This window comes from Microbacterium aquimaris (genome assembly GCF_039531285.1).
Lineage (GTDB): Bacteria > Actinomycetota > Actinomycetes > Actinomycetales > Microbacteriaceae > Microbacterium > Microbacterium aquimaris.
This window is the reverse complement of the sequence record NZ_BAAAPT010000002.1, coordinates 524,995-541,781: the sequence shown is the minus strand read 5'-3', so window position 1 is coordinate 541,781 and position 16,787 is coordinate 524,995. Positions and strand designations below refer to the sequence as shown.

Here is a 16,787-nt window from a genome sequence, read left to right as displayed (position 1 = left end):
GTCACTTGAGGAGACTCTCGGGGAAGCAGCCAGCCGCGAAGCTCGCGATGGAAGAGGCCGTCATCAAGCAGATTGCGCACGAGGTGACCGAGATCGTACGCAACGATGCGAAGACGGACTGGAACCTCAAAGAGACGGTGCGAGCGAAGCTGCGCACGCGCATCAAGAGGCTCTTGCTCAAGCATGGATATCCGCCGGACCAGGAGCTTGCGGCGACCGAGCTGATGCTGAAGCAAGCGGAGGTGACCGCAGGTGGGTAGTGACACAAGCGAAGCGAGCCTGAGCACGGTAGAGCCAGCCGAGTCAGTCAAGGCGCCGGGTGCCGCCGAGAACGCGACGGCTGGCGAAGACTTGCCCAAGAAGGTGATCAAGCTCAGGTCTCTGGCGCCGGAGTACAGGGGTGACCACCACAACGCATACGTGCGGCACCTCGAGAACGCCGTTGGCGAGAAGAGGAATCGAAACATTGCCCTCACAGGCCGCTACGGTGCCGGCAAGTCGAGCGTGCTCGACGAGTTCGAAAGGAATCACCGCGACAAGACCGTCCGCATCAGCATCAACACACTTGGACCGGACAAGAACGATCAAGACCTAACGAATCGCATCCAGATGAAGCGCCCTGAGTTTGTTGGAGGCTCCTGACCTTGGAAACGAGGATGGAGTTATGCCGAAGGAACTGGCGTCGGGGAAGCCGACGACGCGTCGCTACTCGGACGAGGAGAAGGCCACCGCGGTGCGGATGGTGAGGACGCTGCGCGCAGAGCTCGGCGTCACCCAGGGGACGGTGCAGCGGGTCGCGACGCAGCTCGGCTATGGGGTCGAGTCCGTGCGGATGTGGGTGAAGCAGGCCGACATCGACGACGGAGTCACCCCGGGCGTGAGCAGCGCGGAAGCGCAGCGGGTGAAGGAGCTCGAGCAAGAGGTGCGCGAGTTGCGCCGGGCCAACGAGGTGCTGAAGCGCGCGGCGTCTTTCTTCGGGGCGGAGCTCGACCGCCATTACCGGAAGTAGTCGCGTTCATCGACGCGAACAAGGACGACCTGGTCGACGGTCGCCGGCTCGGAGTCGAGCTCATCTGCAGACAGTTGCAGGTGGCTCCGAGCACCTACTACGCCGCCAAGACCCACGCTCCCTCGGCCCGCGCGGTGCGGGACGAGGCGCTGATCCCGCAGCTGGTCGAGCTGTGGGAGACCAACTACCGGGTCTACGGGGTCCGCAAGCTCTGGAAGACCGCCCGGCGGGCGGGGATCATGATCGGGCGGGACCAGACCGCGAGGCTGATGAAGGTGGCGGGGATCGAAGGCGCCAGGCGGTCCAAGAAGGTCAAGACCACGCGGCCCGATCCGGCGTCGGCGCAGCATCCGGACCTGGTGCGTCGGGAGTTCACCGCGACCGCACCGAACCGGCTCTGGGTCACCGATCTGACGTTCGTGCCGACCTGGGCCGGTGTCGCGTACGTGTGCTTCATCATCGACGCGTTCTCCCGCATGATCGTCGGCTGGCGGGTCGCATCGCACATGCGCACCGAGATGATCCTCGACGCGATCGAGATGGCCCGCTGGTCCAGAGGTCACCACCACACCGACCTGCGGTGTCACAGCGACGCGGGCTCTCAATTCACGTCCATTCGCTATGGCGAACGCCTCGCGGAGATCGGCGCGACCCCGTCGATCGGGACCGTCGGGGACAGCTATGACAATGCCCTGGCCGAGACGGTGAACAGGTACTACAAGGCCGAACTCGTCCGCGGACCAGCGCGCTCCGGCCCGTGGAAGACGGTCGAGGATCTCGAGCTCGCGACCCTCGGCTGGGTGCACTGGCACAACACGCAGCGCCTCCACGGCTACCTCGGCGACGTCCCGCCCGCCGATTTCAAGAACGCGTTCTATGCTGTCCAAGCCGACCGCGAACACCTGGTCGGAATCAAATAGCGCGAGTCTCCATCAGACCCAGGGCGCTTCAACGTCGGTGTTCATGAAAAATGCTCCCTACACGACTGGGGAAGCCATCTAGCCGCTTCTCTGGCCGGCGTGGTGGATAGGTGCATTCGATCCGTGGCGGATGTTGCTCACGCCCCAGCTGACTCTCGTAGACTAGGTGTCTGAAGGTCACGGGTTGCTGCCGTGACTGTTCTGATTCACCCTTGATGGGCGACGGTTCTATCGCTGGGTGGGGTGGCGTCGGTCGTTCTGGTAGCGCGACGCCTAGGAAGGAGTGGCGGCCGGATGGGACCCTCGATGACGCGCACGTCACGGTTGCTGTCGATGGTGTGCCTGCGGGTGTGATGCTCACGTACGAGTCAGCGGGAAAACTCGCGCTCCGCGGCCGCACCGTTGATGCTCGAGGACCCAAGTCTTGCCGAGATCCAGAGGCTGCGAGCATGGATAGCGACGGTGTGGTCTCGAGAACGGGTCCCGCGCGCCCCCGGACTGGACGACCGCATCCGATTTGTCTGCGAGTACGGAGGCGACTCGCGCTCGACCTCGTCGACTCGACCCGCCGAGACCTGCGGCCACCAAGTCCACGCTCACGGGCTTCGCTGAGGTGAGCCAAAGCACCTGCGAGCGATTCGACGCCACGGGCTCGCGGCGCTTCTCCCTCATCGTGCTGTCCAGCAGCTGCGGTGAGGATCGGCTGAAGACATGACCGCGCCTTGCGATCCGCGCGCCGTCGTCGCGCTCGACATCGACGGCGTCCTCCGCCTCCCTAAGCGTGCGCTCACTTTGGACCGCTGGCCGGGACTGTTCCACGCCGAACTCACCGTGCACCGTGACGCGTACCCAACTGCTCATCACCACCGGCCGCCGTGGGACGAGGATGGCGCCTGGCGAAGTACCGACAGGTACTCCGGTGCTGGCGTCGAATGGGTGCACAGACTCACCCACGACCCCCGCGTCGAGGTGTGGTGGGCGACGACGTGGGCTGAGTACGCGAACACGTACATCTCCCCGCTGCTAGGCCTACCCTTGCTGCCAGTTGCGACGAGTTCGACCGCAGCAGCGCACACGTCGTCCGCAGAATGGAAAGCCCAGCAGCTTCTCGACCAGTTCCCTGGCCGAGCACTTCTCTGGGTCGACGACAACCCACTCACCCGCCCCCGCTTCGAGGACGAGCGCCGCCCCTGGGACCGAGCCATCACCCGAGTGCAGGAGATCAACGACTCCACCGGCATCACCGAACAAGACGTCGCAGACATGGACGAATGGATCGACCAAGTCACCAGCATCGAAGGCCGTCGCCAGCTTCGCCACGAACGACGGAGCCTGCTCTCGCGGCGACGCTCCTGGTACCGGCGCCACGCGCTCCGACGCTAAGTCTCTGCGGAGCTGGGTGGGGCGAGTGTTGACCCCAGCGCTCGGATACTCGTCAGCGGCGATTTGGATCACGCGCAAGCGAACCCACGCGTCGTTCTCGTCGAGCCAACCCGAGACTTCCAGAACGCCCCGGCCTCACGGACAAGAAGTTCCCGGGCAACCCTGAGTTCGTACCGGATAAACTCCCACGTGAGACGCTGAGATCATCAACTTGGGCTCTTCTGTGCGCATTCTGGGACGTCGCCGGGCTTAGGCAGAATCAGGTTCTGAAGGGTGGCTACCGTCCACTGATCGCAGATCACACGCTCCATGATGTCTTCGGATGGAACGCGAATGAGGGTCCGCTCAGTGGTCAGGATCGTAGTCCAGTCGCCCTGATTCGTCAGAACGTATCCGTCGTAGTCGTCGATCCCGACGGTGACGTTCTCGCGCGGAAGCCAGAAGGAACTCCACGCAGTGAGCGTGCCGATCAGTAGAGGGATGATCGCGACCCCCACGACGATGGATGGCAAATCGTTGGTGTCAAGGATGTTCGTTACGCGAACGACCCGCTTGGCCCATTCCTTGCTAGATCTGCCCATGACGGCCACCGTGATGACTAATGCATAAGTAACGGCGATCACCACCGCCCAGTAGACGGGCGATGTCCAGATCACGACGATCCCTAGGACATAGAGAGCCATCAGCACAAGTCGGCGATTGGGAATTGCCCAGAGCGCGGCGCGGGCAGACCCGTTCATAAGCAGGATGGCCCCAATGATGAAAAAGGCCCAGGGAAGGATGAGCAAAGACGTCGCCATCAGTACTGGCACGATTTGAAGAGTTTCCAGCAGGACACGAAGGAGCGTCGCATCCCCACGGGAGAACATGAGGACCCTGATGGCCGCGAGAGCGACAGGAACCGCCGTGATCCACAGAGCGGCATTCAGAGACAGACGAGGTTTCCCCACGAGCACGACGATAGTGCGCCGTCCACCGATCGTCGTGGTATCGACGATCAGTTGTCACCGACTCGTTGTTCACGCACCCTCTTACGCAGTGTGGCGCTGGCGTAGCAAGGACGAGTACGCGACCCACGCCATGAGGGTCCTCATCTTCTTCACCGGCCTGTCCGTGACGGTCAACGCGCTCCATGTGGCGTCCGGCTGGAACTGGCAGTGGACGACCATCGAGCTCTACGGCGGTATCGCCATGGAGCGACCCCCGGTGCTGACTGAGCCCCGCTGGGCGAATCAGCCGGTGTCGGACCAACCGACGACCCGCCGTTGTCCGAATCCGAACCCCACATGCGCGGGTCGACGACCCCACTGATCGCGACCGACTCCGGCATCCCAGCGACCACCGGACCCGAGCAGACCACAGACACCTGGAGGATGCGCACCACCTCGGCGCGCTCCGCGTCCGACATCGTGTGAAGCCTCCCGCGCGCCCGCTCCGCCAGCGCCGCCACGTCGCGGAGCGCCTGCCCGCGCGCAGCCTCCGACGACACCAGAGCCTCGTACCCGGCCAGCCGATCACAGGCGGCAGACAGCTCTCTCTTGAGCTCGGCCACCAGCGCGGCCTGCCGCCGCTCGTCCTCGTCCGAGTCTGCGAGGAGCACCCCGCGCTCAGCCTTCGCGAGCCCACGCTCGAAACGCTCGATCTCCGACCGCACGCCGTCCAACGCGCGCCGGCCCGCCTCCCCGTCGCCGCCCTCCTCGGGCAGGGCGAGGTAGGCCCGAGCCGCCGCCTCCAGCCGTGCAGGGTCCGACAGCACCCGGGCGACCTCGGCCCATACCAGCGCGTCAATCGGGAGCGCCCGAAGCTGAGGGCACGAGCACCGCTGATCGCCAGCGCTGGGGCGGCGCATCGAGCACCGGTAAGCGCCCCGCCACTCCTCGCGCGGCAGGTTCACCCCGTACATCGCGTGGCCCTCACTCGTGAACACCCGGCCCGTGAGGAGCCGTGACACTGCCGGGTTCGGCACCGCCCCGGTGCTCCGACGCTCCAGAGCGCGGACGAGGGCGCGATGCTCCTGCGCAGTGAATACCGGCTGTCCGAGGTCGATCTCGACCGGGTCGCCCCACTTCGGCGTGCCGTCGCGGTTCAGTTTCGCCTTGTGGTTCCGCTGACCTCCGGCCTCGCTGGTCTTCGGCAGACCCCACATGACCTTGCCGGTCGCTCAGGTCCGTTGCTCGAACCTGGGTCTATTTTACCGCTCGACCAGGGGTTCTGTCTATGTGCCACTCTCGCCCGTGCGGAGGGAGAGTACGCATTCGCCCCCAGTCAGGTCGACCAGGGGCGGATGCGGCAAAAGGAGTTAGGCCAAGTCACGTTCCAGTTCCAACATCCGCATATGCGCGCCCCCAACCACCCGCTTACCGAGTCGGGCGTCAGTGCCCCGCGCAACGCGTAGAGTCGATCGCCTCCCTCCTCGCGGCGAGTCTCCAGAGAGACCCCATGTCGGTGGTTCAAACTAGAGTGCGAAAACGTGACCAAGGAAGACGGTAAGCGCGTGACGGCCAAGACGAAGACAGTGACCTCCGCCTCGCGGATTGATGCTGTCGACGATCAGCCTAAGCTCCGAGTCGCGAGCTTCTTCGCGGGCATCGGCGGCTTCGACCTCGGGTTCGAGAACGCAGGCATGGAGACCGTGTGGCAGTGCGAGAAGAAAGACTTCTGCCTCGACATCCTGGCGAAACACTGGCCCAACGTTCCCCGGGTCGAAGACATCACGGAGGTAAAAGCCGATGACATCCCGGAAGCCGACATCTGGGTCGGAGGATTCCCCTGCCAAGACGTCAGCCTCGCTCGAATGGGTCCCCGGAGCGGCCTCCGAGGCAAGCAGTCAGGCCTCTTCTACGACTTTGCCAAGCTCATTGAAGCGCGTCGCCCCGAAGTTGTCGTCCTCGAAAACGTTGCGGCACTCCTCTCTTCCCACGATGGACGAGATTTCGCAATCATCCTTCGGACGCTGGCCGACATCGGGTATGGCGTCGCATGGCGAGTTCTTGACAGTCGATACTTCGGCGTCCCCCAGAGCCGAAGTCGAGTCTTCATTGTCGGATCTCTTAGAGGCGCAGACGCCGCCGGATCGATACTTTTTGAGTCCGAACGCGGCGACCGGGATTCTGAGAAGAGCCGACCGAATGGGGAGAAATCTGTTTCCCCCTTTGCGATCAGCGTTGGAGATTCTGAGCGAGGATTCGTCAAAAAGCTCGCGCACTGCCTCTACGCCGAGTCCGCTCGACACACCGGAACCGACTGGTCCCGAAACTACGTCTCGTACCCCGACGGACGAGTCCGCCGACTAACCCCGTTGGAAACCGAGCGGCTCCAGGGATTCCCAGACGACTGGACCATGCCCGTCAAGGAAATCTCCAACATCAACACGCTGGATTCTGCCCGCTACCACGCGTGCGGGAATGCGGTGTCGGTTCCGGTGGTCGAATGGATCGGTCACCGACTGGTGGAGCAGCTCGGGGATCAGATTCTCGAAGCGCGCTACGCCGCGAACTCGATGGCCAAGTCCGCGTAGAGCCGTTCGAGGTACTTCTTACTCGGCCACAGAGACCGGTCGGCGGGTAGCCACTCGTCGGGCACGACGAATTGGTGCACTCCGAGTTTGGCCAACGTGTCCGGTGCGAAGTTCTCCGTAGCAAGTTCTGTGAAGCGCAGAGTGCACGCGGTTCCCTCGTAGGCTGGAACGAGTAGCGCCGCGTCGAATGCCCAGTGGTGAAGCTTGCAGAGGCTGATCCCATTGGGCACGACATCGAGGTCGTACTTGCTCCACGCCAGAATGTGGGCGGCGTCCACTCCTGAACGCACCGCGGGCACGCCACCGTAGACCCCTCCGCAGAAGGCGCACCGGTTTCCGTAGGCGGCGCGAATGCTGGAGCTGAACTTCCGACCGGACGCGCCTCTGATCTTCGCGAGCCGGTACTCATGCGCTGAACGTGCGCTGACAACGGGCTCCTCTTCCCCGATCTCGTCAGGCGGCGGGAGTGACGGACCAGTTTGCAGCTTGATCCCCAACAAGTGTTCGAGCGCCGGTAGTGGGTCAGTCTCAGCAACCCACGCCGGAACGGCCGACACCAAAGCACGTTCCAGGCTGAGGACGATGCCGGGGAGTGTCGTGTTGATTGGGTCACCGCTGGCCATGAAGTTGCGATGCTGGCTGACGATAGACCGCACGTTGTCGGGCAAGGAATCCATTGCCGCGTAGACCGCCTCAACTCGTCGCCACCGGTGGACGACGCCAATAGTTGTCTTGTCGGTGAGGTTGTCCAGGTCCACGAATGTGGGGTCGATAGTCACTACATCGTTGAAGCCGGTGAACTCGGTGTCAGGTCCGAACCCGAGGCGCGACAACACATAGCCCTTGTGACGCGCGACAGGGAGACCTCTTGAGGTTTCGGCGTACTCACGTCGCGGGTCGGGGAGCATCAACATCGACGCGACTTGACGACCGATTTGGAACGGCTGCGCTCTGAGTGACCTCAGGCGCGGCTTTCCGCTGTCGGCGGGCTCCAAGACCAGATCGGTGTCCCGAACGATCCCATCGGGCCAGCGGAGGTGGAACGACCAGCCCTCCAGTCCGATCGCTGTGTAGCCAGTGTGGCTACCTACGACTTCGTACTCGCCCCGACCACCGGAACGCTGAAAGCCGATATGCATCGAGGTCCTTCCGGCCCGTGTGTCGTTGATGTCGTCCCGAGCATATTGGACGACAGAGACCGTGCTCGTGCGGCGCGCTCTCTGCGCCCAGAACGAGTAGCCGCGACAGGGACTCTGACCCGACACAGAAACTGCGGTCTAGACGAGGGCTGGCTTTGACACATCTTGCATCCGCGCTTCCGACGCGAAGGTATACAGGAGCTGGGCGGGCTGAGTCTCGATGAATTCCTCGAAGAATGGGCCGTACGGTCCCGCTAGCGCGTCAAGCAGTTCAACCGGCTGGTACCGAGTGAGGCTCCCCAGCCAGAACAGCAACGAGTACGTGCTGGCCCACTGCGGCAGACGAACTTCGTTCGCGGGCGAGAGATACAGGTAGAAGCGTCGAAACCCGTCGGTCGACGTGATCGTCTGCCAGATGTCGCGGCGAACTCCATTTACGCTGTCCATCACGACGTCAGATGCACGCCCGGTGTAGGGCGTCGCTGTGCTCTGTTCGAAGGCGTGAAGGTCGTTGGCGACGCCGTAGGCGTCGTTCACTGCGCGGAAGCGGCCTACCAGACCCGCCTCGCGGATTGTCTCAGTGACTCCTCGACCTTGCGATCGGAGCGTGTCACGCCGCAAATAGATCTTCAACCAGATCTCGCGAGCAACAGCGTCTTCATACCAGCGCGCGTCCTGTAGCGCGAAGAAACGCTCTTTACGTATGGACCCCGTGGCGGCGCGCCACATCCGGTGCCCGACTACGGACTGAGGCATCAAGTCGGCGATCTTCACCTGCCCGGCCCGCACCGTTGTTCCCTCGAGCGCCCAGTGAAGCTCATCAATCGCGCTGAGGTTCCCTGGTCCTGAGCGTTCCAGGGCGATCTCAGCACTCGTTGGAAGATATCCCGCCGAATGCACGGAGGCGACGCCATGTCGCACTTTGCCTACCATGTTCGGCCTGCCTCTCGCGATTGAGATCGCCTTGCCGAGGTTCAGGAACGAGTAGTAATACAGCAACGGTCGCGTCTCCAATGCGCCTGCTCGCTCTGCCGCGCTGAAGTACTCCTTCGCCTGACGAACGAACGACAGGGCACTTCGTTCCTCGTGGTCTGGCAGGGAGCGCGCGACGGCGGCGTCGCGGATCGCGCCGCTTATGACAGCCCATGGCTCGGCCGCATACAACATCGTGTTCAGCCCCCATCGCCGATTGGTCCTGGTCATCGGGAAGAACGAGAAGTCCAACTGCCGGTTCTTGACCTGGAGGAGTGTCCCGGCCCGTTCAGGAGGCAACGTCATGCACTCAGCATGCCTCAGGGATCGCTCTTTACGTCTGAGCCCCGCCTTCGCCGCATTCAGAGCAGGCCCACACCGGATCCCCGTCGACCTTCGCGGGCTCCATGCGGTGCAGGCACGCCGGGCAGTTCGGGGTGTTCAGTGCTTCGTCTCGGAGCCGTCGAAGCTCACGCTGACGCGCCAGGTCATCGGCCACGGGTACGGGCCAGATCGTTGCTCAGCTGGTCCGCGAGCGCAACGGTGGGGAGATCGGCGCGTGCCTGATCCTCGGTGATCTCGCACGCCAGCACCGCCTGGTACAGCTCGCCGCGATGCTTCGAGTCGTGCCCCGGCGCGTACTCGCCGCCACGGGTCGGCTCGCCACAGTGGCGGCAGACTGTCGGCTCGGCGGTGGTCATGCCCAGATACTACCGAGCGCGAGCATGCGCCTCCTCGACGCGCCGTCGGGTCTCCGAGACACTCGGACGGCCCGAGAGCCCCGGAGTAGGGATCGGGCCGTCCGACGTCACGGGAGAGGCGCGGATTACTCAGCGGGTGCCGAGTAGGTGATCTGGTTCGCCAGGTTGTAACCCGGGTCCGAATCCACCCCCTCCATGAACGCCAGCGCGACCGCCGAGTCCGCCGCTTCAGGGTGGGCGGCCTTGTAGGCGTCCATCGCGTTGGTCCACCCCGCGTGGCGGGCGCGGTAGCCGACCGCGTCAGCAAGCGTGTCGTCGCCACCCCGCGAGGCGTCGGCGAGCACCGAGAGCGCCTCGGTTTCGTCGGCGATCTTGCGGGCGCGGTCGGCCGCATCGCGGCGCAGGAGCACACTCGACGCGTCGGCGGGCTGGTTCCCGGCCAGTTCCTTCTCCAGCCGCGAGCGAACGCCCTTCACGTAGGACTCCTGCTCGCCCTTCAGCGTGTCGAGCTTGGCGCGGGTGTCCTTGCTGAGGTCGGCGATGCGGGTCTGCTTCGCCAGGTCGGACAGCATCGGGTCGTACTCCTCCGGGTTGTATACAGGCATGTTGTTTCCTCCTGATCTGCGCGCGCCTAAGCGGCGGGCCTCTCGGCCTCGATGGTGAAAGTGAAGGGCGGCAGGACAGGCACAAGGCGTGACTGAGCGTCCAGTAGGCGCGGGCTGTCGGAGGATGGCTGCGGTCGCGTATCGGTGCGCTGCTTGCCGGCCCACGAAGTGACACGCCTCGGGCTCATCGATGACGTCGATGAGCCCGTGTTCGCAGAAGTCCTCGCCTCTCAGGAATTGATCTGAGCCTGAGCCTGACCCTAACGAGCCCGGTCGGACGGGATTTTGGCGGGTAGGCAGGAAGCGTGTATCTGGCTTGCGCGGGTGAGTGCTCGGGAAGCCGTGTCCCGTACCAACCCGCCCAAATGAGTTCGGCGCGTCGAGCAACACCCGCAAGAGCGCCCACAGTGCCGCTCACGACGCAATCGGCCTATGCTCGCGCCATGGAGCTCAGCGATGATGACGGCCTCGACACAGCGATGCCTGCGAGCCGTGACTACAGAACGTGTGCGGAGTGCGGTCGTGACTGCACACCGGACGCCACGGTGGACCCTCGCTACGGCGCCCGAATCGCATTTGTATGCGAGGAGCACGGCGCGCAGTCGATCGTCGACCCCTGGGCCGACATCAGGGAAGCGTCGCCACCCAGGGTCGTCGATCTGATACCCGGGGACGCGTACGAACTGACGACCGAGCACGGCACGAGAATCATCATCGACCGCCGCCCGGGACGTCGCCGATGGATGAGGCTGCCTTCACTCGACGGCCCCTTGAACCTCGACCCGAGCGACGGCAAATGGCAGCGCCTGGCCGGCGTCCGCCCTTCGGTGCCGGCCCCGGCCCACGAGCGCGCGAGGTGGGCCGAGTTCGAGTGCCCGATACGGATCGGCGAGTCCATATGGATTTTCAAGGGGGTCCACACGTACTGGATGACCACGGCTGTGGTGGACGTCCGTGTCATTTCCGACGATGAAATACCTACAGAAGTGCCAGTCACCCAAGACGACGATGACTAGCGTCGGCGGGGACGGCTGAGTGGTGCGCGAAAGCACATCCGGATCCACAATGACTTCGTACGCGGACTTGGTGTGCGTGTGGCATGCACTACTCCTCCGGCGGCGATTGGGTGGTGGGAGTCAACAGATCTACGCGGGTTCTTCCCTTGGGATTGATCTCATCGCTTGACCGCAGCGCCGTCTTCTACGCCAGCGCAACTTGGATCTGGGCAGGCTCGCAGCGCTGTCATCGGAGCACGCCGAACAGCGAACGGAGACTAGGCGGAGGTGCGGTCAAGTTGACGATGCTGGCGAGAACGCGCACGGAACGTGCGTCCTACTCGGAGGCTCCGTGTGACGCCAGTTCGCCAGGCGATCCATCCGCGCCGCTTCCATTCGATCGCGCAGTGCAGCCGGAAGTCGCGGATCAGCTGGCGTCGCTGCTTGGGCGCCAATGAGGCGGGGAGTAGCGAGGGCAGCCCGCCGGTGTCCGGTAACAGCTCGCGGAAGACTTCTGAGAACGTGGGCCCGGCACCGGTACGGCGGCGCGTGCGAGCAACGAAGATCGCGACGGCGAGACCCCACTCGTCAGCGCTGCGATCTGCGGTGAAGTCAGCGAATGCATCGACCCAGGCGGGTGGTGGCGGCTCGTCCGTCGCGCGCCACCAGATTGGCCGGTGAAGATCTACCACCTACACCCCACAAACAGGGTCGACTCGCACGGACCGCGATTCCGAGGTCGACCCTCTGCCCGGAAGCGGTCAGCACACGTGCAAGTCGATGAAGGGCAGGACGCCCCGGTCGAGTGAAGATTGTTTCGTATGGCCTCATGGATTATGCCACATGGATTAGGCCATGCACCGGTGGCAAGCTCGAGACGCTGGAGGGGTGCCGCGCCGTACTGATGAGATTGAGGTCGTGTGGCGCGCGTACGCGCAAGAATTCGGGGCCAACTTGCATCGCACACGAATTGCCAGGGGCTTGAGTCAAGAAGACGTTGCCTACCGATCGCGGCTCACGCGCTACACCTACCAGAAGTACGAGAAGGGCGAGTCAGCTCCGGGCCGGCCGGCAAACCCGACGTTGCGGACAGTGATCGCGCTCTCGCAAACGCTTGGGGTATCTGTTGCTGACCTTCTCCCCGCGGCACCCGATCTGCGCCTACGTTAGAGTCGCGACTGGTATGTCTTCCGAGGGCAGGCGGTACACCTCGCGGCGGAGCGGGTGAGAGGGCTCTGGCCCACCGCAGCGACCGCCCACGGCGTCATTCCGGTTGCACGTGCGCCGACATCGGGCCCCGGACTGTTCCTAGTCGAACCGATCCCAACGGGGGATCCGCGCGATGTTGTCTTGGGCTGTGAGGTGCTCACGCAGTGTGTGATTCTCCAGCGTAAGCCGCTGGACTTGGACGGCCGCTGTCTGGATTTGCGCGGTGAGATCGATGATTTGAGCGCGAAGACGAGCCTCGACTACTCGAGCCGGAGTGTCCGTGCGGTTCCCGGCGGTGGCAGCCTGCGTACGCGCGGCCTGCCGGCGGCCGTCCGCGACTTTCTGCGCGATGTCGGGGAAGCGCCGCCAGAAAGTGCTATTGCTGAGACCAAGCTCCCTGGCGAGCGCTGTCACCGGTGGTGTTGCGCCACCGGCCTCGTCGGTGAGCCTGTGAAGTGCATCCCGAATCGCCCCTTCTGACGGAAGGTCAACTGGTCGAGACATCTTGGTTCCCTTCGAACAAGCGCCTGATCTGCGCGCGGCGCTTCTCTAGGCGATCAACAAGGAGCGGCGGCAGCGCCGGGCGATGCGCGAGATCAGCGTCGATCTGTGCGACTTCCGTCTGCCAGACATCGACGTTGTCTTGCGACAGCGCGACGTTCTGACATGTTAGAGGCTGGCAGGAGGGTAGGTCGGGTCCGTTCGCACTCGCATGACACTGAGCCTTCGCGTGGTCGAAGACACATGTGACATATCGTCCCGGGTAGACCTCTGGACCGCGGGCGTTGAGCAGGCGTACAAAGCGGCGAGGATCGGTCTGCACAGTGCCAGCGAATGTCTGCTCGGCGCCCATGTCGCGGAGCCGCACGTATGCCTCGTTTGCCGCAGGACCACCAAGCTGAAAGTGGTCGTTTCGCTCGATCATCGCGAGGAGATGTTCTCCGCGGGCGAGTGCTTGCTCCGCCTCAACCTCTGCTCGGAAGCCGGAGTCGCTGGTGCCGGCGTAGCCTTCGAACATCTGGATGGTGTGATGCCTATAGGCGATCGCTCCGGCGATCGATCCTCCCGGCCGGCGCGCGATGTACCACGCGAGGGTACGCCGGAACTGGCGGGTGGACAGTCGCCAGACGCGTCCGTTGTAGTCGGGAATCGCATCCTCGCGACCGCGTTCGCGACAATAGCGCTGGACCCACGGGATGAATCGGTTAAGGCTGAGAATCGTCCCGGACACAGTAAGCGCCTCGTTGCCGCCGCGCCCGCCTGACCCCGCGCCGGGGCCGGTGCGCACCGGCGCGAACAGCCAGGGCGTCGTAGAGCCGGAGCTCCCGCGCAGTCGCTCTAGGACGCCAATCGCGCGGGCGGCCGGCTCGCCGACGATCCAAGCTGCGGGCACTCCTTCCGCACTCGCTTCTCCTTTGAACGCGAGGCTGTGCGCCCGCCATCGGACAACACTCCCCTGGGAGTCAAGGACTGCCTCGGCCGCACCAACTTGTAGGTGCTTGATCTCGGCGTCGCGCATGCCAGACAGGAATGCGATGACGATGTAGCACGCAGTCTGCAGCAATTGCGCCATCGACGAGATTGAGTCGGGTTCGGTCGGCTCAAGCCGGAAACCTTCGGTCCATGGTGCACCGTCGAGCAGTCCGGTGATCTCGATGTCAAGCGCCGCATAGTCAGATACGCCGAGAGACTCCGCCAGTGCTTTGATCTCCTGCGCAAACGGCAAGAGAGCCGTGCGCTGGCATCCGATGGCTCGTGCGATCGCAGCCAAATTCACATCGCCGCCCCGCCCGGGCAGCGGGCGACCAGTCATCTTGGCGCCGTCTAGATATCGACGAATCTTGTCGGGAGCCGTTCCCCACGCGATGGGCTCTCGCCGGTGAACCGCATCACGCCGCTCACGCCATGTCTCCGTACCACGCAGGATGTCATCGGAGAAGTCGTCGACGAACCTCATCGCCCACACCAGCAGGGGACCGTGAACGGACTCCGGGATACGCGCCGTCGCGTTTTCCCCGCGTTTGCCGGGGTATGGTTCCGCGTCCCAATATGGCAGCAACCGCGGGTCGAACCGGAGAGCGCGCGTTCCGAGAACGAAGCGATACCGCCAGAAGTACGCGACGGTTCTGCGGAGGACATGGCGTTGCCAAGGGGAGCGGACGTGAGTGAATAAGTACGCCTGATAGGCCTCGAGATCCGCAGGGCGCACGTCGGAGAGGAGCATCTCTGCACGGTGGGCGTCTAACCATTTGCAAAAGTGCCGAATTCGATGATGGATCGAGATGATGGTTGCGATCCCTGGACGGTCTTCCTCCGCTGGAAGATCCCCCGACAGTGCTGCGTAGCAGACAAGCTTGATGTTTAGGCGGTGTTCAGCGGGAATCTCGCGGAAGTGCAAGTACTGGGATCGCCCGCTACGTTGAAGGACGGCGGGACCGAGCGGCCATGCGTCGTCACTGAATTTCGCAGTGTCGCTTAGCTTGTGGTCAGGGCGTAGCTGACGTGCATGGAGTACGTACGGATCCTCGATCAGCAACCGAGACGGCTGAGCGTGCGGTATCACAGGTGCTCCCATCCGGGCTCGACCAGATCGAGAAGAGCGTCGCCCGTCGTCTCTTCAGTGGCCGCCTGCACTTCGCCTTCCGTAAACCTGGGTAGCACGTCGTGCCGGATCGCTGTCCAGGCTGGCCCGTACCGTCTCCACCACGCATCGCTGGGTAGCTGTATCCGGCGCCGCTCGAGGGCGTCTAGCAGCTCGAGCAGACGAGGGAGGTGCTCGGACGTGATCACGCTGTTGGCGCAGTGAAAGCAAGCCAAGAACGACTGTGAGCAGCGCCGTCCAGTCAACGGATGGTGTGCGTGATCGAGACACGATGTCCAGGCTGTTGCCTCTGGGGCTGTCGACCTGACAGCAGCGTCACTCTTGCCTTCGGCCGAGGGACGAACGTCCAGGCGTTGCCTGCCCATCGACTCGAGCGCCCGCTCATGAGCGGACCATGCTGACCGCTCAGCGTCGGCGACAGCGTCGGACATGATGGACTGTGCCCAATCGATGGTTGTCGGATCTCCCGCCAGATAGTTGCTGAAGAGCACAGGCACCGTGTTCGAACGCGCGGCAGAAGGGAGATGTCCGCCGAGAGCGCGCGTGCGGCGAACGTCCACGCTCTTCTTGAGGCGTCCGAAGTTCAATGACAATTGCTGCGTGTCAGGCGAGGGCGCATCGTGGTGGGGTGCGGAGTCAGCTCGAAGGCAGTGTTTCGCCGCCCACTCGCCATTGCTCGTCTCCGTATTGAGGGAGTCGGCGAAGGGGTTCGTCACGCGGTCGGGCCCCGAACGTCCGGCGCCCGACCACATAGCCCAGTAAGGAGCCTCCACGAGAAGTGCGCGGGCCGGCGCCATCAAGCGGTGCATGAGCAGGTAAAGGCCCCCTGGCGTGCGCAGTTCTTGACCAGCCTTCCCGATCTCCCAGGTCACGGTACGGTGCCACCGACCAGGGCCGCGGCGGCGCTTGAGGATCGGTACTTCCACCGCTACGCCTTCGATAACTCGATGCTCAGAAGGTAACTCCTTGATCGTCTCAACATTCCAGCCAGTAGTGGCCACGAATAGAGCCAGGAGGGGGATGAGATCCCCTCTCGTGATGAAAACTTGCTCGGCTAGGCGGCGCCGATGGGTCACGCGGTCTAGGAAGGGCACTCCATCGACTGCCACACTGCCTGTGCGCAGCAACGCCTCGATCATCTCGGAGTCAAACTCAGGGACAGGCGCTGCCAGGCGTTCACGAATCGCGGCGACATCGGTGCGGGCGGCGGTGACGATCGTGCGGAACTCACGATCTGAGTACCCAGCAGCGAACGCTCTGTTGTTGCGCCCGCGGATACGAAACAGGGCGCGCAGCTCTTCCGCCACCAGCTTTGCGAATGGGGGCTGATCCAGGAGCAACGCGATCGCACGGTGCGACTTCAGTACGGAGCTCGGATTGCATGTCGCTTCGAGGTCACGTCGGTACGCGTCCAGATGCCGCCGCCGCAGATCGGATGGCTGTGCCGGGGGTTCTAGTGAAGCCGCGAGGGAGCGCAAGAACCGCACGACTATGGTCCACCCGCCGCTGGCCGAAGAAAGTGTCCGCAGGGAGCCGGCAGGTCCCACACGCGCGGCCCAGCTCTGTGCGATCGGGACGTGCCATCCGGGTAGCGGAAGCGTACCGACATCGAAAGTTGTGCGCCGCCCGTCCTCACCGATAAACGGAACAAGCAAGCTCACATCATCGCGCTCTTCGTCAGGTCGGCTGTACTGACCGGTCGGGAGCCGGGCGGGACGATTTGGCCCAGTTGTCC

14 protein-coding genes, 1 pseudogene and 1 other annotated feature are annotated in these 16,787 nt (G+C 63.9%); of the genes and pseudogenes, 7 read left to right on the top strand and 8 right to left on the bottom strand.

The genetic code is table 11. The features are described 5' to 3' along the window. The first annotated feature begins 5 nt into the window (after positions 1 to 5). From ABD204_RS12135 to ABD204_RS12120, 4 genes and pseudogenes are all read left to right on the top strand, one after another. The gene (locus ABD204_RS12135) at positions 6 to 260 is read left to right on the top strand and encodes a type I restriction enzyme endonuclease domain-containing protein (RefSeq protein WP_277816680.1); all 255 of its coding nucleotides are present in this window, start codon (positions 6 to 8) and stop codon (positions 258 to 260) included. Further along, positions 253 to 609, top strand: a pseudogene (locus ABD204_RS12130) (YobI family P-loop NTPase); the annotation flags it as partial. The gene ABD204_RS12135 and the pseudogene ABD204_RS12130, both read left to right, overlap by 8 nt. A gap of 55 nt (positions 610 to 664) precedes the next feature. After that, a protein-coding gene (locus ABD204_RS12125; protein WP_241747986.1) for an IS3 family transposase occupies positions 665 to 1,929 on the top strand; the annotation gives its coding sequence in 2 pieces (ribosomal slippage) (positions 665 to 968 and positions 968 to 1,929; 1,266 coding nt in all). Continuing rightward, positions 964 to 1,098, top strand: a sequence feature (AL1L pseudoknot). It overlaps the preceding gene by 135 nt. A 711-nt stretch (positions 1,930 to 2,640) precedes the next feature. After that, on the top strand, positions 2,641 to 3,312 hold the full coding sequence (locus ABD204_RS12120) for a hypothetical protein (protein ID WP_194424632.1): 672 nt from the start codon (positions 2,641 to 2,643) through the stop codon (positions 3,310 to 3,312). 206 nt (positions 3,313 to 3,518) lie between these two features. On the opposite strand, the gene ABD204_RS12115 is transcribed toward ABD204_RS12120, so the two are convergent. Both ABD204_RS12115 and ABD204_RS12110 read right to left on the bottom strand, forming a co-directional pair. Then, positions 3,519 to 4,262, bottom strand: a complete 744-nt coding sequence (locus ABD204_RS12115) for a hypothetical protein (RefSeq protein WP_194424633.1) — start codon at positions 4,260 to 4,262, stop codon at positions 3,519 to 3,521. A gap of 170 nt (positions 4,263 to 4,432) precedes the next feature. Further along, on the bottom strand, positions 4,433 to 5,458 hold the full coding sequence (locus tag ABD204_RS12110; protein WP_194424634.1) for a recombinase zinc ribbon domain-containing protein: 1,026 nt from the start codon (positions 5,456 to 5,458) through the stop codon (positions 4,433 to 4,435). Between the two features lie 324 nt (positions 5,459 to 5,782). Between ABD204_RS12110 and ABD204_RS12105 the strand changes: the two genes are divergently transcribed. Next, entirely contained in the window at positions 5,783 to 6,829 is a 1,047-nt protein-coding gene (locus tag ABD204_RS12105) for a DNA cytosine methyltransferase (protein ID WP_322597602.1), read from the top strand. Here the strand turns inward: ABD204_RS12105 and ABD204_RS12100 are convergent. From ABD204_RS12100 to ABD204_RS12085, 4 genes are all read right to left on the bottom strand, one after another. Further along, a complete protein-coding gene (locus ABD204_RS12100) occupies positions 6,796 to 7,743 on the bottom strand; it encodes an HNH endonuclease (protein WP_206697375.1) in 948 nt (315 codons plus the stop codon). The genes ABD204_RS12105 and ABD204_RS12100 overlap by 34 nt on opposite strands. Positions 7,744 to 8,106: 363 nt before the next feature. Next, a complete protein-coding gene (locus ABD204_RS12095; protein ID WP_194424636.1) occupies positions 8,107 to 9,246 on the bottom strand; it encodes a YaaC family protein in 1,140 nt (379 codons plus the stop codon). 182 nt (positions 9,247 to 9,428) lie between these two features. Continuing rightward, positions 9,429 to 9,641: a hypothetical protein gene (locus tag ABD204_RS12090; protein WP_194424638.1), complete on the bottom strand. Its 213-nt coding sequence runs from the start codon at positions 9,639 to 9,641 to the stop codon at positions 9,429 to 9,431. Between the two features lie 125 nt (positions 9,642 to 9,766). Beyond that, positions 9,767 to 10,246: a hypothetical protein gene (locus tag ABD204_RS12085; RefSeq protein WP_194424639.1), complete on the bottom strand. Its 480-nt coding sequence runs from the start codon at positions 10,244 to 10,246 to the stop codon at positions 9,767 to 9,769. Between the two features lie 443 nt (positions 10,247 to 10,689). On the opposite strand from ABD204_RS12085, the gene ABD204_RS12080 reads away from it, so the two are divergent. Further along, the gene (locus ABD204_RS12080) at positions 10,690 to 11,262 is read left to right on the top strand and encodes a hypothetical protein (RefSeq protein WP_194424640.1); all 573 of its coding nucleotides are present in this window, start codon (positions 10,690 to 10,692) and stop codon (positions 11,260 to 11,262) included. Between the two features lie 834 nt (positions 11,263 to 12,096). After that, positions 12,097 to 12,411, top strand: a complete 315-nt coding sequence (locus tag ABD204_RS12075) for a helix-turn-helix domain-containing protein (protein ID WP_194424641.1) — start codon at positions 12,097 to 12,099, stop codon at positions 12,409 to 12,411. Positions 12,412 to 12,937: 526 nt separating this feature from the next. Here ABD204_RS12075 and ABD204_RS12070 read toward each other — a convergent pair. Continuing rightward, on the bottom strand, positions 12,938 to 14,674 hold the full coding sequence (locus ABD204_RS12070; RefSeq protein WP_194424642.1) for a hypothetical protein: 1,737 nt from the start codon (positions 14,672 to 14,674) through the stop codon (positions 12,938 to 12,940). 335 nt (positions 14,675 to 15,009) lie between these two features. After that, the gene (locus tag ABD204_RS12065) at positions 15,010 to 16,359 is read right to left on the bottom strand and encodes a hypothetical protein (RefSeq protein ID WP_194424643.1); all 1,350 of its coding nucleotides are present in this window, start codon (positions 16,357 to 16,359) and stop codon (positions 15,010 to 15,012) included. Positions 16,360 to 16,787 lie beyond the last annotated feature (428 nt).

Excerpts from the sequence above, each read along its gene's own strand:
- ABD204_RS12100 (WP_206697375.1), bottom strand. The coding sequence starts at position 7,743 with ATGTTGATGCTCCCCGACCCGCGACGTGAGTACGCCGAAACCTCAAGA.
- ABD204_RS12080 (WP_194424640.1), top strand. The coding sequence starts at position 10,690 with ATGGAGCTCAGCGATGATGACGGCCTCGACACAGCGATGCCTGCGAGC.
- ABD204_RS12120 (WP_194424632.1), top strand. The coding sequence starts at position 2,641 with ATGACCGCGCCTTGCGATCCGCGCGCCGTCGTCGCGCTCGACATCGAC.
- ABD204_RS12075 (WP_194424641.1), top strand. The coding sequence starts at position 12,097 with ATGCACCGGTGGCAAGCTCGAGACGCTGGAGGGGTGCCGCGCCGTACT.
- ABD204_RS12090 (WP_194424638.1), bottom strand. The coding sequence starts at position 9,641 with ATGACCACCGCCGAGCCGACAGTCTGCCGCCACTGTGGCGAGCCGACC.
- ABD204_RS12110 (WP_194424634.1), bottom strand. The coding sequence starts at position 5,458 with ATGTGGGGTCTGCCGAAGACCAGCGAGGCCGGAGGTCAGCGGAACCAC.
- ABD204_RS12085 (WP_194424639.1), bottom strand. The coding sequence starts at position 10,246 with ATGCCTGTATACAACCCGGAGGAGTACGACCCGATGCTGTCCGACCTG.
- ABD204_RS12095 (WP_194424636.1), bottom strand. The coding sequence starts at position 9,246 with ATGACGTTGCCTCCTGAACGGGCCGGGACACTCCTCCAGGTCAAGAAC.
- ABD204_RS12070 (WP_194424642.1), bottom strand. The coding sequence starts at position 14,674 with ATGCTCCTCTCCGACGTGCGCCCTGCGGATCTCGAGGCCTATCAGGCG.